Here is a 13866-nt window from a genome sequence, read left to right on the forward strand (position 1 = left end):
TGCATTTACTACCTTACTTGCGCAGTTGCTGACCAAACTCCTGGGGCCTGGCCTGCGCGGCGATCTTGTCCAATACGCCGTTGATATACTTGTGGCCATCGATGCCGCCAAAGGTCTTGGCCAGCTCTACGCCTTCATTGATCACCACGCGGTAGGGGATGCTGACATCAAACATCAGCTCATAAGCAGAAATGCGCAGAATGGCATGTTCTATAGGACTGAGTTCGTCCAGCTGGCGGTCTATAAACTGGCTGATCATATTGTCTACATCAGCGGTGTGGTCGAGTACACCGGTCAGCAATTGTTTAAAGTAGCCTTCGTCTGCCTTGTTGTAATCCGGGTCATCCAGGCTATCCAGGCGTAGTTGTTTCACATCGCCGGCATTCATGCGGTTGCGATACAGCGCTTTCAGCGCCAGTTCGCGCGATTTGCGGCGGTTCTTGCTGCCTTTGCCCTTATTCGCCGAGGCTTGTGGTTTAGCCGACTCTTGTGGTTTAGCCGACGCTTGTGGATTATCTGGCGCTGGGGTCTGGTCCTGGCTCATAGTGCATTTACCAGGTTGGTCATTTCGATCGCGACCTGTGCTGCTTCAGCGCCTTTAACTGCGATACGCGCTTCGGCCTGTTCATCGTTTTCGGTAGTGAGTATGGCATTGGCGACCGGTACACCGGTGTCACGCTGTACTTCAGAAATGCCGCGTGCGGATTCATTGGAAACCACTTCAAAGTGATAGGTTTCGCCGCGGATGATAGCACCCAGTGCGATCAGGGCGTCATACGACTCGGTCAGTGCCATGTGTTGCAATATCAGCGGCGTTTCCAGTGCACCTGGCACTGTTGCCAGCGTGATATCTTCAGCTTTCACGCCCAGTTTCAGCAGTTCCTGCTCGCAGGCTTGCAGCAGACCGGCACCGATATTGTCATTAAAACGGGAGAGAACGATGCCGATTTTTTTGCCGGTACCATCCAGATTTGGGGAGATTTTGTTCACTTGGGAATCCGTGGGCTAAAACTTGAAACCGCTATTTTAACCCAAACGGCCCAGCTCGCGTTTGATTGTATGCAGGCCGGTCTAAAAAGTGTGCCTGGGCGGCACTTTTCAGACCGGGTATGCTATCAAGCCCTAGGGTGGTTTGCGCTAGGCAAACAGCGCCCAGGCCTTTTGCACAGTCATGCAGATACCGTAGGTGATGGGTATCAGTACCACCAGCCAGGCCAGCCCCACCAGCCATGCCGGGCTGGGTTTGCCATCGGCGGCAAGCTTAACTACTTTTGTATTCACTTCTTTAGCTTTGCCCAGCGACTGCTCGGCTGCCAGCTCGGCGTCAGTCATAAAGTATTTGCTGGCGACCGGCCGCACCAGCAGGTTGGCAATAAAGCCTATGCCGAGTAGCGCGGCCAGTGTCAGGAAGATAGGTGCGTAAATATCTGCAAACGGTGTTTTCGCTTCCAGGCGCACATCGTGCATATAGTTGACGATCACCGGCCCGACGATGCCGGCGGTGGACCAGGCAGTGAGCAGGCGGCCATGAATAGCGCCTACAAACTGGGTGCCGAACAGGTCAGCCAGATAGGCCGGGATAGTGGCAAAACCGCCGCCGTACATGGAGGCGATCACGCAGAAGGCGACCAGGAATAGCGCCAGCTGATGATGGTTGGCAGCATAAGTGGCAGTGATATACATCAATGCGCCAAGCACGAAAAAGATAAAGTAGGTGTTGCGCCGCCCGAGTTTGTCTGAAGAAGTGGCCCAGCCTATGCGGCCAAAAATGTTAAACACCGAGATCAGGCCGACGAAGCCAGCACCTACTGCCGCAGCGGCCACCGTCAGCGTTTCATCGGCTTTGATATCGGCAAAACTCAAGTCTGGCTGTCCTATCAGTTTGCCGCCAAACGTCTCCTGCAACATGGGCGCGGCGGCGCCTATGATGCCTATCGCCGCCGACACGTTCATGCACAAGATCAGCCACAGCAGCCAGAATTGCGGTGTTTTATGCGCGTTTTTCAGGTGCACATGCTTGTTCACCACCATGCGTTTATGCTGCTGGTCCGGCGGTGTCCAGCCTTCCGGTTTCCAGTTGGCGGCCGGAATGCGGTAGCCTAAAGAGCCGCAAGTCATGAAGATGGTGTAGACGATGGCGAGCACGACAAAGGTTTGCCAGACCCCAGGCGCGCTAGGCGTGGCGAATATGCTCATCAGCTTGGTCGCCAGTGGTGAGCCTATCATGGCGCCGCCGCCAAAGCCCATGATGGCCATGCCGGTGGCCATGCCACGACGGTCAGGAAACCATTTGATCAGGGTAGACACCGGCGAGATATAGCCCAGGCCTAGCCCTATACCCCCTATGACGCCACTGCCCAGCCACATCATCCATAACTGGTGGTGATACACACCAAGTGCCGAGATCAGCAAGCCACCGCACCAGCAAAGCGTGGCGACCAGGCCGGCCTTGCGCGGGCCTGCGCGTTCCAGCCAGCCACCCCATAACGCCGCCGAGCAGCCTAGCAGCACGAAAAACAGGGTATACATCCAGCCGAGGTCGAACTGGGTCCAGTTGCAATCGGTGGCAAACAGCGCCTCGCCGGTGCCAGCCAGTTTATCGGCAAAGGTCGTGGCACCTGCGGCACAGGCCGCGAGAGGGGCGCCATCTGGCCCAGTCAGGGCGGTGCCCAGCGGTTTCCAGAACACGCTGAAACCATATGCCATGCCTATAGATAAATGTACTGCTAACGCGGCTGGTGGTACCAGCCAGCGATTGAATCCTTTACCTGCCGTGATATGTTCTTTTGACAGATTAAACAACATGAAACACCCCTTAAATTTTTAGCGGTTACATCTTGTTACAGTTTGGCTCAAAAGGCAATGCGGCAGAATTTAAATTTATGTGAGTATGTCATTAAAATGTCATAATACATTCATAAACTGGCGAGCAAATACAGAAGTACTTTTGTTGAATATTGCTTAAAAGGGAGTGTCATGGCAGCAGCAAATATTTTGGTTGTAGAAGATGAGCCGGCGATTCAGGAATTGCTTGCATTGAACATCAAGCAGGCCGGACATCACGCGATTCGTGCAACCAGTGTTGAACATGCGCAGATGTTATTGCGCGAAACCATGCCGGACCTGATCCTGCTCGACTGGATGTTGCCAGGCATGAGCGGCATAGAGTTTGCGCGCCGCCTGAAATCCGACAGCCTGACCAAGGAAGTGCCCATCATCATGCTCACCGCCAGGGGCGACGAGTTTGATAAAGTGCGCGGCCTGGAAGTCGGCGCTGATGACTACGTGACCAAGCCGTTCAGCCCGCGTGAATTGAATGCGCGTATCAAGGCGGTGTTGCGTAGACGTGCACCGCAGATGACGGATGACCCGATAGAGATCGCCGGCCTGCACCTGGACCCTACCACCCACCGCGTCACCGGCCACAATGTGCATATCCCGCTGGGCCCGACCGAGTTCAAATTGCTGCACTTTTTCATGACCAACCCTGAACGCGTGCACAGCCGCACCCAGTTGCTGGATAAAGTCTGGGGTGACCGCGTGTTTGTAGAAGACCGCACAGTCGATGTGCATATCCGTCGTCTGCGTAATGCACTGGTGGCGTCTAACCATCAGGACATGATACAAACCGTGCGTGGCTCGGGCTACCGCTTTTCGGTACACACAGACCCCGGCAACTAGTAAAACCGCCTGCCGCCCACATTGTTTAAATGAATTTTGGGTGTAGCGGTGGGCGCGCTCTATCCTAAGGCCGGGCGTCGTGATACGCTTGCGAGTTCGTTTTTCATGTTCGTCGTGCCTATGAAACCTGCGCCTGCCCACTTTTTTTCTGCCTCTACGCTGACCTGGCTGACGCGTCTGTTCTGGCTGGGTTTGATAGGCTGGGTCGCGCTGACCTTCAGGCAGCATGGCATCAGTAACGACGAGTATGTGCAGCATACTTACGGCCAGATGTTGCTGGACTGGTATCGCTCCGGCTTTACTGACCAGGACGCGTTTCATTACCGCAATCTTTACCTGTATGGTGGCCTGTTCGATATCATCGCCGCCGCGCTGGACCCGTATATCCCGATCATGATCTGGGATATACGCCACCTGCTCTCCGCCTTGTTCGGCCTGCTTGGTTTCTATGGTGTTGCCCGATTTGCCCATCTGCTGGGCGGCCAGCGCCTGGCTTTGCTGGCTATGGCGCTGTTGCTGCTGACCGTCTCCTGGTCTGGCACCATGTTCACCCATACCAAGGATGTGCCATTTGCCACCTGCATGCTGTGGGCCTTGTATGCCACGGCACTGGTGGTGCGCGATATGGAAAACGTCAGTGGCAAAGCCATCGTGTTGCTCGGGTTTGCCGTAGGCGGCGCCCTGGGCTTGCGCGTGGGTGGTGCCTTTGCTGTCATCTACCTGATCCTGCTGGTGGTGTGGCGCGCCTGGCTGGATCATAAGCACAACGGCTCGCCGGTATTCTCGCGTTTATTGCGTATGGTGCTGGTGTTGCTGCCAGCCGCAGTGCTGGCGTTCGTGTTTATGGCCATCTGCTGGCCCTGGAGCGTGATCGATGTAGACAATATGCTGGAAGCCGCTGAGTCGTTCTCGCATTTTGATTTCAATATGCAAACCATGGCTAACGGCGTCATGTACAACATCGGTGACGTACCGCGCAGCTATCTGTTCCAGTACCTGGCGGTGAAACTGCCGGAAGCCGCCTTGCTGGGCTTGGCCGCCTTGCCTGCGCTGTGGCTGCTATGCCGCAAAGCTTGCACAGCGGCAGATATGCAAACGCGCATCACCTTGCACACGCTGTTATTAGGCATAGGGTTTCCTCTGGCCTTTGTGCTCAACGACAAGCCCGCGCTCTACAACGGCGTGCGCCACTTCACTTTCCTGCTGCCGTTGCTGGCTATCCTCGCCGCCTGGGCGCTGGTGGCCGTCTGGCAGGCGCTGGCCGATAGCAGGATGGCAGGCCGTGCCATTTACCAGGGGCTGTGGGCAGGGGTGCTGACGGGTTTGATGCTGGTCACCCTGGTCGATATCGTGCAGCTGCATCCATATGAATATGTGCGGCTCAACCGGCTGGCAGGCGACCAGAAGCAGGCGCAGTTCAAGTGGGAAGACGATTACTGGTCCAGCGCCCTGCGGGCAGCGGCCGATCAGTTGCTGGATATGAAATTGCCGGCACGACCCGGACCTTACTGGGTAGGCGCATGCGTGGATACGCCACAGATAGAGCCATACTTGGACGGCCGTTTCAGCGTCACACGCAAGTGGGAAGAAGCCGATTTTTACCTGTCCACCACCAATATGCACTGCCATGAAGTCATGCAGGGCAAAGTGATCATCAATATCCAGCGCGAGGGCATGTCGCTGGCGGTGGTGAAAGACCGGCGCCAGCTGCAAGGCAAGGATAGGTTGGCGACACCCGCCAAAAACTAGCTTAATCCGCTACAATCCCATCAGTTCATTACCAGATGTAATGCCATGACTATCATAGATTCAGCACGCCCAACCGCCCAGCCGCACATCACGGTGATGGTGCCGGCTTATAACGAAGAAAAGAATATCGCCAGCACACTGCAGAATATCAGTGCCGTGTTGCAGCAAATGTCGCCGCACTGGGATATCGTCGTGGTCGATGATGGCAGCCGTGACCACACGGCGCAAGTGGTGCAGACGCTGGTGGATATCCATCATGTCACCCTGGTCAGGTTCTCGAGGAATTTTGGCAAGGAAAACGCCATCAGCGCCGGACTGAGCTATGCTAAGGGCGATTGCGTGATCTGTATGGACGCCGATGGCCAGCACGCATCTGAACTGATGTTGAGCATGCTGGAAAAATGGCGCGAGGGTAATGACATGGTCTATGCGGTGCGCCAGGACCGCGAGCAGGAGTCCTCTTTCAAACTGTGGGGCTCGCGCGCGTTTTACCGCATGATGAGTGCCAGCAGTCATATCGAGATCCCGCGCGATGCCGGTGATTTCCGCCTGATGGACCGCAAAGTGGTCGACGCCTTATGTGCCTTGCCTGAGCGTAACCGTTTTATGAAAGGTATTTATGCCTGGGTGGGATACAAGTCTGTCGGTATCCCTTATACGCCCTTGCCCAGGCTACATGGCGAGAGCGCCTACTCAAAACTCAAATTGATCGCACTGGCCTGGACTGGCATCACCAGTTTTTCGGTACTGCCGCTGCGACTGGCAAGTCTGACCGGAGTGGTGCTGGCGCTGATCGCCTTCGCTTATGGCGCGGTGGTGGTGGTCGATACCCTGTTTTTCCACGAATCTATTCCGGGCTGGCCTACCGTGGTCGCCAGCATGATGTTCTTCGCGGGGGTGCAATTACTGTTTATAGGCATACTCGGTGAATACCTGGCGCGCGTCTATGATGAAGTAAAAGGGCGGCCGCCCTTTATTGTGGCTGATGTGGTGCAACCGTCAGCGGCCTCTGCCGCGCAAACAGCCGCGCTCACCTCTGCCGACAGCCAGTCTGCGCCAGTAAAAAGCCCGACATTAGTAAAAAAACCAGCGCCACGCCGCCGTAAACCGGCCAGTGACGCCTGATCCAGCATGCAGGCTTCGCTATTAGGATTTGTCAGCATAGGCGCATTGGCCGCCGGCGTACATTATGTGGTCGCCTTGCTGGCGCATGCCCTGGGCTGGCAGCCGGCCAATGCCAACTGGCTGGGTTTTCTGCTGGCTTTTCCTGTCAGTTATATAGGCCATAGATGGTGGTCGTTTCGCGGCACCCTGGCTAATCACCGCCAGGCTTTCCCCAGGTTTTTCGCTGTGGCCCTGCTCGGGTTTTTCGCTAACCAGCTGCTATTGTGGTTGGCACTCACTTACACGCCATTGCCTTTCTGGCTGGTGTTGGGCGTGGTGATGGTGCTGGTGGCGATCAGCACCTGGCTGCTCAGCCGCTTCTGGGCTTTTCATCATGGCTAAGGCGGGCATGGATAGGAGCAGGCATGGCTAAAGTCATTATTTGTGCCGATGATTATGCACAGTCAGCCGCTATCGATGCCGCCATCCTGGATCTGATCACACGCGGGGTATTGACCGCGACTTCCTGCATGACGCTCAGCCCTGCCTGGCCGCAAAGTGCCGCGCAACTAAGCCCTGAGATCCGTGCCCGGGCAGATATAGGCTTGCACCTCGACTTCACCCAGTTCTCCCAGACCATACGCTTATCGCATCCGGCACTGGTGTTACGCAGTTTGTTCGGGCTGCTTGATCAGCGCGCTATCCGCGATAATATCCGCCAGCAACTGGATGCGTTTGAGCAGGCGCTGGGCACGCCGCCCGATTATGTGGATGGGCATTTACATGTGCATCAGCTGGCCGGCATACGCGAGCAGCTGCTGGCAGAAATGCAGCAGCGCTATGCCAGGTTGCCTGCGCCGCAGCGGCCCTGGCTACGCATCTCCAGCCCGCCTGAGCGCAGCGGTTTAAAGGCGCGAGTGATCCACTGGCTGGGCGCAGGCGCGTTGCGTGCAAAAGCCGAGCAACTGGGCTTCAGAGTATCGCCGCGTCTGCTCGGGGTCTACGATTTTCAGGCTGATGCTGCGGCTTATCAGGCGCACTGGCTGCACTGGGCCAGGCAATTAAAGCAGCTGGCACCTGCCAGCGCAGCTAGCCTGCCGCCGGTGCTGATGTGCCATCCGGCGATGCCGGCAGAGCTGGTGGATGAGAGTGACCCCATCGCCAGCGCCAGGGTCATAGAGTGGCAAGTCATGCAATCAGCGGATTTTTCAACCTGGCTAGCACAAGCCGATATTCAGCCCGTGAAAGGCTCGCATTGAATCCACCTGCATTAAATCCATCAGCATCTAATCCAGTGCCATTTAAAACATTACTACATTGGGCGCAGCATGCGCCACTCTGGCAGCGCGCTATGTTGGCCATCTTGCTGGGCGCGCTGACCGTATTGGGCTTTGCCCCTTATTATCTGTTCTGGTTGCCATGGCTGACACTGGCAGGCTTGCTGGGCTTGTGGCAAGTGGCCCCGACCTCAGGCCAGGTGTTCAGGATAGGCCTGGCTTTCGGCCTGGGGCTGTATTGCGTAGGCATTTACTGGATCTATATCAGCCTGCATGATTTTGGCGGCATGCCGTGGTGGTTTGCCGGTTTCAGTACCTTTTGCCTGTGTGCCTTTATGGCTTTGTTTCCGGCCCTGGCGGGCTACCTGGCAAAACGGCTGGGCAATCTGTTGTGGGCCGCGCCGGTGTTATGGGCAGTTTCAGACTGGGTGCGCAGCTGGATATTTACCGGCTTCCCCTGGCTGACCCTGGGTTACTCGCAGGCGCCCTCCAGTCCTTTGGTGGGGTTTCTGCCTGTCATAGGTGTTTATGGGGTGTCGGCATTAGCAGCTGGCATCTCCGCCAGCCTGGTCTGTGCCTGGCTGAATGCCGCACAGCGTCTGCACGCATTGCTGCTGACGGTAGGGCTGTTGGTGAGTGGCAGCCTGTTGGCGTTTATTCCATGGAGCCACCCGGTCGGCCAGCCCATCGCTGTCGCACTGTTACAAGGCAATATCAGCCAGACCATTAAATGGTCACCTGATCAGGCCGAGCGCACCCTGAGGCAATATCTGGATATGGTGCGCATGGCGCAAGCCAAGCTCATCGTGCTGCCGGAAACCGCATTACCCATATTGGCCGAGCAGGTCGATCCTTCTTATATGGCCGCGCTGGAACAGCATGCGCTGAGTCAGCACGGCGATATTTTGCTCGGGGTGGTCGAGGCTAAAAATAACAGTTACTACAACAGTGCCATCAGCATAGGTTCCTCTCCCGGGCAAGCCTATTCTAAAAGCCATCTGGTGCCGTTCGGTGAGTATATTCCGCTAAAAAGCGTGTTCGGCTGGATCTACCAGGACTGGTTGCATATGCCGCTCAGTGACCTGTCACGCGGAACTTCCAGAAAACCGTTGCAGATCGCCGGGCAAAAAGTCGGGGTCAATATCTGCTATGAAGATGTGTTTGGCGAAGAGATCGCCCTCCAGTTGCCAGAGGCTGAATTGCTGGTGAATATCAGCAACGACGCCTGGTATGGCAGGTCGTTTGCGGCAGAGCAGCATATGCAGTTCAGCCAGGTGAGGGCGATAGAGACCGGGCGCATGGTGTTACGCAGCACCAATACCGGCGCCACTGCCATTATCGGCCACGATGGACAAGTCAGGCAGCATGCGCCACACGATGATGGCCTGATCCTGGTTGGCAAGGCGCAAAGTTATCAGGGCACCACCCCCTATGTGCGCTGGGGCAACTATCTGTTTATCCTGTTGAGCGTGATAGGGCTGGCTGTCGCCTTTCGTTACAAAGACCAGGCATAAAGTACATGGTCAGCGAGCGGGCGCTAAACAATAGCCATGGCGCGCTGTAGTGCAGGGGTAGTCGCCGCCAGCCGGCATCAGGCTGCACCTGCTGTTGTAGGCAGCTGATCCGCTACTGCGGCAGGGCGAATCATTTCGTACCTGCCCCTTATTCAGGTAAAATCTGCCTTTTGCATTTCATCGGATCAGGCAAAATGGTGCTGACCTTTCAACAAATCATTTTAAAACTACAAGAATACTGGGATAAACAAGGCTGTACCTTGCTGCAACCCTATGACATGGAAGTCGGTGCCGGCACCAGCCACACTGCCACCTTCCTGCGCGCTTTAGGCCCCGAGCCATGGAAAGCCGCCTATGTACAGCCTAGCCGCCGCCCCAAGGATGGCCGTTATGGTGAGAACCCCAATCGGTTGCAGCACTACTATCAATTCCAGGTGGTGCTGAAACCGGCACCCGCCAATATTCTCGAGCTATACCTGGGTTCGCTGGAAGCTTTGGGTTTCAACCTCAAAGAGAACGATATCCGTTTTGTCGAAGATGACTGGGAAAACCCTACCCTGGGCGCCTGGGGCCTGGGCTGGGAAGTCTGGCTCAACGGTATGGAAGTCACGCAGTTCACCTATTTCCAGCAAGTGGGTGGTATCAATTGCAAGCCTATCACCGGCGAGATCACCTATGGCCTGGAGCGCCTGGCCATGTACCTGCAAGGCGTTGAAAACGTTTATGACCTTGAATACTCGCCCGGCGTGAAATACGGCGACGTGTTCTTGCAGAATGAAAAAGAACAGTCTGCCTATAACTTTGAGCATAGCGATGTCGATTTTCTGCTCACCGCCTTTAACGCGCACGAAAAACAGGCCAAGCACCTGATGGAAGAAAAACTGGCCTTGCCTGGCTATGAACAGGTATTGAAAGCCGCACACACCTTTAACCTGCTGGATGCACGCGGCGCTATTTCGGTGACCGAGCGCGCTGCCTATATAGGCCGTATTCGTAACCTGGCCCGCGCAGTGGCTGCCAGCTACCTGGATAGCCGCGCCCGCATGGGTTTCCCCATGGCACCAAAAGCCTGGGCCGATGAAGTCATAGAAAAACTGGCCAGCGATAAAGCCGAACAAAACAAGAAAGCCGCCGCATGAGTACCCGCAACCTGTTAGTTGAATTATTTGTAGAAGAACTGCCGCCTAAAGTGCTGCGCAAGCTCGGAGAGTCTTTCAGCGGCGTACTGGCTGAAAGCCTGCAGGCTTCCGGCTTGCTGGCTGCAGGTGCTGTCGTCACTACCTTTGCTTCGCCGCGCCGCCTGGCTGCACACATTGAGAATGTCTCTGCCAAAGCGGCCGATAAGCAGGTCGCGCAAAAGCTGATGCCTGCCACGGTAGGCCTGGATGTTAATGGTCAGGCCAGCCCGGCCTTGTTAAAGAAATTGCAGGCGCTGGGTGAGGATGAGTCTGCGGTCGCCAGGCTTCGCAAAGAGCATGATGGCAAGGCTGATATCCTGTTTCTGGATGTGACCCAGGCTGGGGCCAGCCTGCAGGAAGGCTTGCAGAAAGCCCTGGATGAAACGCTGGCCAGATTGCCTATTCCTAAAGTGATGACTTACCAGATCAACGATGGCTGGCAGAGTGTCAACTTTGTGCGCCCGGCGCATGGCCTGGTCGCCTTGCACGGTGCTGAAGTGGTGGCTGTCACCACCCTGGGCCTGACGGCGGGTAACACCACGCAGGGCCACCGCTTTGAGGCAAAGAATCCAGTGGTGACGCTCAGTTCTGCCGACAGCTACGCACAACAGTTAGCGGACGAGGGCGCGGTGATCGCCAGCTTTGATGCGCGGCGTGCCGAGATCGTCAGGCAACTGCAGGCAGCAGCGGCGGCACAGAACCTGAAGCCGATCGAAGATGATGCCTTGCTCGATGAAGTAACTGCGCTGGTGGAACGCCCCAACGTGTTGCTCGGCCAATTTGAACAAGAGTTTCTGGCGGTGCCGCAAGAGTGTCTGATCCTGACCATGAAGGCCAACCAGAAATATTTCCCCTTGCTGGATGCCAGTGGCAAGTTGACCAATAAATTTTTGATTGTTTCCAATATCAATCCTGCGGATGCCAGCAAGGTGATAGGCGGCAACGAGCGCGTGGTACGTCCACGCCTGGCCGATGCCAAATTCTTTTTTGATCAGGACCGCAAAAAGTCACTCGAAAGCCGTTTGCCTGGCCTGGCAAAAGTGGTTTACCACAACAAGCTAGGCTCGCAAGGTGAGCGTAACGAGCGGGTGGTGGCTATCGCTTCTGCGCTTGCGCAGCACATTGGTGGCGATGGGTTTGTCGCTAAAGTGGCGCAAGCGGCACGTTTATCTAAAGTGGATCTGCTGACCGATATGGTCGGTGAGTTCCCCGAGCTGCAAGGCATCATGGGACGTTACTACGCGCAACACGAAGGCCTGGCTGATGATGTGGCTTATGCGATTGAAGACCATTACCGTCCGCGCTTTGCCGGCGATGAGCTGCCGCGCAGCCAGGTCGGTGTAGTGGTAGCACTGGCCGATAAGCTCGAAACATTGGTCGGCCTGTTCAGCATAGGTGAAAAACCAACTGGCGATAAAGACCCGTTCGCCCTGCGCCGCCAGGCACTGGGTATCTTGCGCATGCTGATGGAAACCGATCTGCCATTGGCCTTTGACCAGCTGATCGCGCAGACCCTGAGCGTATTCAATGCCAATGGGAATACTGAAGTGGCCGCGGCTATCCAGACTTTCTGCTTTGATAGACTGGCGGTGAACCTGCGTGACCAGGGTGCCAGTGCGCAGGAAGTCGATGCCGTGCTGTCGCTGTCGCCCACACAGTTATCAGAAGTACCGCGCCGTCTGGCAGCGGTGCAGGCATTCGCCAGCCTGGCGGAAGCCCCGGCGCTGGCGGCTGCCAACAAACGCGTCAGCAATATCCTGAAAAAAGTCGAAGGCGAAGTCAAAGCCGAAGTGAAGGCAGAACTGCTGCAGGAAGCCGCCGAACAGGCACTGCATCAGGCGCTGGCCGCTAGCAAGCCAAAAGCCGACCAGTTATTTGAGGCCGGCGATTACGCCGCTTCGCTACAGACGCTGGCTGCGCTAAAAGCACCGGTGGATACTTTCTTTGACCAGGTCATGGTCAACGCCGATGACCCGGCCCTGAAAGCGAACCGGCTGGGCTTGCTGGCGACCTTGCACCAGGCCATGAATCGCGTGGCAGACCTGTCGAAATTAGCCAGTTAATGTAAGTCATTCCCGTGCAGCGGGAATGCCGGAGAGCCCAGATGAAACTCGTTATCCTTGATCGCGATGGTGTGATTAACCAGGACAGTGCGACCTTTATTAAAAATCCCAACGAGTGGATCCCTATCCCCGGCAGCCTGGAAGCGATCGCTTTGCTGAACCAGCGCGGTTACCGCGTGGCTGTCGCCACCAACCAGTCCGGCATCGCACGCGGCTATTTCGATATGGCTACCCTGAATGCCATACACGAAAAAATGCACAAAGCCGTGGCCCAGGTGGGTGGCCGTATCGATGCGGTATTCTATTGCCCGCATGCGGCCGATGACAATTGTAACTGCCGCAAACCGAAAACCGGCATGATAGAAGAGATAGGTTTGCGCTTTAATCTTGAGCTCAACAAAGTCCCCGGTGTCGGTGATGCCCTGCGTGATCTGCAGGCCTTTGCCAAGGCCGGTTGCCAGCCATATCTGGTGCGCACCGGCAAGGGTGAAGAAACCAATAACCTTTCAACCGTGCCGCCTAATACCATAGTGGTGGCCGACCTGGCAGCAGCGGTGCAGGATATCATCGCGGGGGACAGATGATGCGTCATGCATTGCTGTATCTACGTTCTCTGTTGTTTTATGTCGGGCTGTTCGCGCTGACCGTGCCTTTCTCGTTGCTGGCACTGCTGTTGCTGCCCTTGCCTTCAGCGGTGACGCGCTCGCGCTGGGTCAGCCTTTGGTCAAACGCCGTGTTGTGGTGGCTGAAAGTCACCTGCGATCTGCGCTATGAAGTGCAGGGCCGCGAGCATATCCCGGCCACCCCGGCAGTCATTTTGTGCAAACATCAATCGGCCTGGGAAACCATCGCCCTGCAATGCATATTCCCACCCCAGGTGTGGGTGCTGAAAAGAGAGTTGCTGCTATTGCCATTTCTGGGCTGGGCGTTGTGGGCGGTAGGCTCTATCCCCATAGACCGTAGCTCAGGCCGCGAGGCTTTGAAAAAGCTGGTCAATCACGGCAAGGACAGGCTGAAGCGCGGCTTATGGGTGGTTATTTTTCCTGAAGGGACACGCATCGCACCGGGGTCACGCGGCAAATACCATATAGGCGGCGCCTGGCTGGCCAGCCATAGCAAAAGCTGCGTGGTGCCGGTCGCGCATAATGCCGGCCGTTTCTGGCGCAAGAGTTCTATCCTCAAATACCCTGGCGTCATCCAAGTAGTGATAGGGGCGCCCATAGATACCAGCGGCCTCAAGCCGGATGCGATCAATAAACTGGTGGAAGACTGGATAGAAACCCAGATGCAGTCTTTGTGA

Annotated in this window: 13 protein-coding genes; 10 read left to right on the forward strand and 3 right to left on the reverse strand. The window is 56.2% G+C overall.

From position 1 onward, the window contains the following. Positions 1-13: 13 nt before the first annotated feature. From nusB to ACFQ1Z_RS11375, 3 genes are all read right to left on the reverse strand, one after another. Positions 14-544: a transcription antitermination factor NusB gene (nusB, locus tag ACFQ1Z_RS11365; RefSeq protein ID WP_379057716.1), complete on the reverse strand. Its 531-nt coding sequence runs from the start codon at positions 542-544 to the stop codon at positions 14-16. Next, positions 541-990, reverse strand: coding sequence for a 6,7-dimethyl-8-ribityllumazine synthase (gene ribH / locus ACFQ1Z_RS11370; protein ID WP_379057718.1), 450 nt, complete (start codon positions 988-990; stop codon positions 541-543). Before ribH ends, nusB begins: the two co-directional genes overlap by 4 nt. A gap of 147 nt (positions 991-1137) precedes the next feature. Then, a complete protein-coding gene (locus ACFQ1Z_RS11375; protein ID WP_379057719.1) occupies positions 1138-2805 on the reverse strand; it encodes an OFA family MFS transporter in 1668 nt (555 codons plus the stop codon). A gap of 171 nt (positions 2806-2976) precedes the next feature. Between ACFQ1Z_RS11375 and phoB the strand changes: the two genes are divergently transcribed. From phoB to ACFQ1Z_RS11425, 10 genes are all read left to right on the forward strand, one after another. Then, positions 2977-3681, forward strand: coding sequence for a phosphate regulon transcriptional regulator PhoB (gene phoB / locus ACFQ1Z_RS11380; RefSeq protein ID WP_379057720.1), 705 nt, complete (start codon positions 2977-2979; stop codon positions 3679-3681). A gap of 120 nt (positions 3682-3801) precedes the next feature. Continuing rightward, positions 3802-5430: a glycosyltransferase family 39 protein gene (locus ACFQ1Z_RS11385; RefSeq protein ID WP_379057722.1), complete on the forward strand. Its 1629-nt coding sequence runs from the start codon at positions 3802-3804 to the stop codon at positions 5428-5430. A 45-nt stretch (positions 5431-5475) separates the two neighbouring features. Next, positions 5476-6555 (forward strand): glycosyltransferase family 2 protein, encoded by a 1080-nt coding sequence (locus ACFQ1Z_RS11390; protein ID WP_379057723.1) that lies wholly within the window; start codon positions 5476-5478, stop codon positions 6553-6555. 6 nt (positions 6556-6561) lie between these two features. Further along, positions 6562-6936 carry a GtrA family protein gene (locus ACFQ1Z_RS11395; RefSeq protein ID WP_379057725.1) on the forward strand — a complete coding sequence of 125 codons (375 nt, stop codon included), beginning with the start codon at positions 6562-6564 and terminating at the stop codon, positions 6934-6936. 23 nt (positions 6937-6959) lie between these two features. After that, the gene (locus ACFQ1Z_RS11400; protein ID WP_379057726.1) at positions 6960-7793 is read left to right on the forward strand and encodes a ChbG/HpnK family deacetylase; all 834 of its coding nucleotides are present in this window, start codon (positions 6960-6962) and stop codon (positions 7791-7793) included. A gap of 92 nt (positions 7794-7885) precedes the next feature. Then, positions 7886-9325: an apolipoprotein N-acyltransferase gene (gene lnt / locus ACFQ1Z_RS11405; RefSeq protein ID WP_379057727.1), complete on the forward strand. Its 1440-nt coding sequence runs from the start codon at positions 7886-7888 to the stop codon at positions 9323-9325. Between the two features lie 197 nt (positions 9326-9522). Beyond that, complete coding sequence (gene glyQ / locus ACFQ1Z_RS11410) at positions 9523-10464, forward strand: glycine--tRNA ligase subunit alpha (protein ID WP_379058007.1); 942 nt, start codon at positions 9523-9525, stop codon at positions 10462-10464. Next, complete coding sequence (gene glyS, locus ACFQ1Z_RS11415) at positions 10461-12566, forward strand: glycine--tRNA ligase subunit beta (RefSeq protein WP_379057728.1); 2106 nt, start codon at positions 10461-10463, stop codon at positions 12564-12566. The genes glyQ and glyS overlap by 4 nt, the downstream gene beginning before the upstream one ends. A 41-nt stretch (positions 12567-12607) precedes the next feature. Next, positions 12608-13150, forward strand: a complete 543-nt coding sequence (gmhB, locus tag ACFQ1Z_RS11420) for a D-glycero-beta-D-manno-heptose 1,7-bisphosphate 7-phosphatase (RefSeq protein ID WP_379057730.1) — start codon at positions 12608-12610, stop codon at positions 13148-13150. Then, on the forward strand, positions 13150-13866 hold the full coding sequence (locus tag ACFQ1Z_RS11425) for a lysophospholipid acyltransferase family protein (protein WP_379058008.1): 717 nt from the start codon (positions 13150-13152) through the stop codon (positions 13864-13866). Before gmhB ends, ACFQ1Z_RS11425 begins: the two co-directional genes overlap by 1 nt.

The organism is Methylophilus luteus (genome assembly GCF_042676265.1).
Lineage (GTDB): Bacteria > Pseudomonadota > Gammaproteobacteria > Burkholderiales > Methylophilaceae > Methylophilus > Methylophilus luteus.

Excerpts from the sequence above, each read along its gene's own strand:
- lnt (WP_379057727.1), top strand. The coding sequence starts at position 7,886 with ATGTTGGCCATCTTGCTGGGCGCGCTGACCGTATTGGGCTTTGCCCCT.
- ACFQ1Z_RS11395 (WP_379057725.1), top strand. The coding sequence starts at position 6,562 with ATGCAGGCTTCGCTATTAGGATTTGTCAGCATAGGCGCATTGGCCGCC.
- ACFQ1Z_RS11400 (WP_379057726.1), top strand. The coding sequence starts at position 6,960 with ATGGCTAAAGTCATTATTTGTGCCGATGATTATGCACAGTCAGCCGCT.
- gmhB (WP_379057730.1), top strand. The coding sequence starts at position 12,608 with ATGAAACTCGTTATCCTTGATCGCGATGGTGTGATTAACCAGGACAGT.
- ACFQ1Z_RS11390 (WP_379057723.1), top strand. The coding sequence starts at position 5,476 with ATGACTATCATAGATTCAGCACGCCCAACCGCCCAGCCGCACATCACG.
- nusB (WP_379057716.1), bottom strand. The coding sequence starts at position 544 with ATGAGCCAGGACCAGACCCCAGCGCCAGATAATCCACAAGCGTCGGCT.
- phoB (WP_379057720.1), top strand. The coding sequence starts at position 2,977 with ATGGCAGCAGCAAATATTTTGGTTGTAGAAGATGAGCCGGCGATTCAG.
- glyS (WP_379057728.1), top strand. The coding sequence starts at position 10,461 with ATGAGTACCCGCAACCTGTTAGTTGAATTATTTGTAGAAGAACTGCCG.
- ACFQ1Z_RS11425 (WP_379058008.1), top strand. The coding sequence starts at position 13,150 with ATGCGTCATGCATTGCTGTATCTACGTTCTCTGTTGTTTTATGTCGGG.
- ACFQ1Z_RS11385 (WP_379057722.1), top strand. The coding sequence starts at position 3,802 with ATGAAACCTGCGCCTGCCCACTTTTTTTCTGCCTCTACGCTGACCTGG.
- ACFQ1Z_RS11375 (WP_379057719.1), bottom strand. The coding sequence starts at position 2,805 with ATGTTGTTTAATCTGTCAAAAGAACATATCACGGCAGGTAAAGGATTC.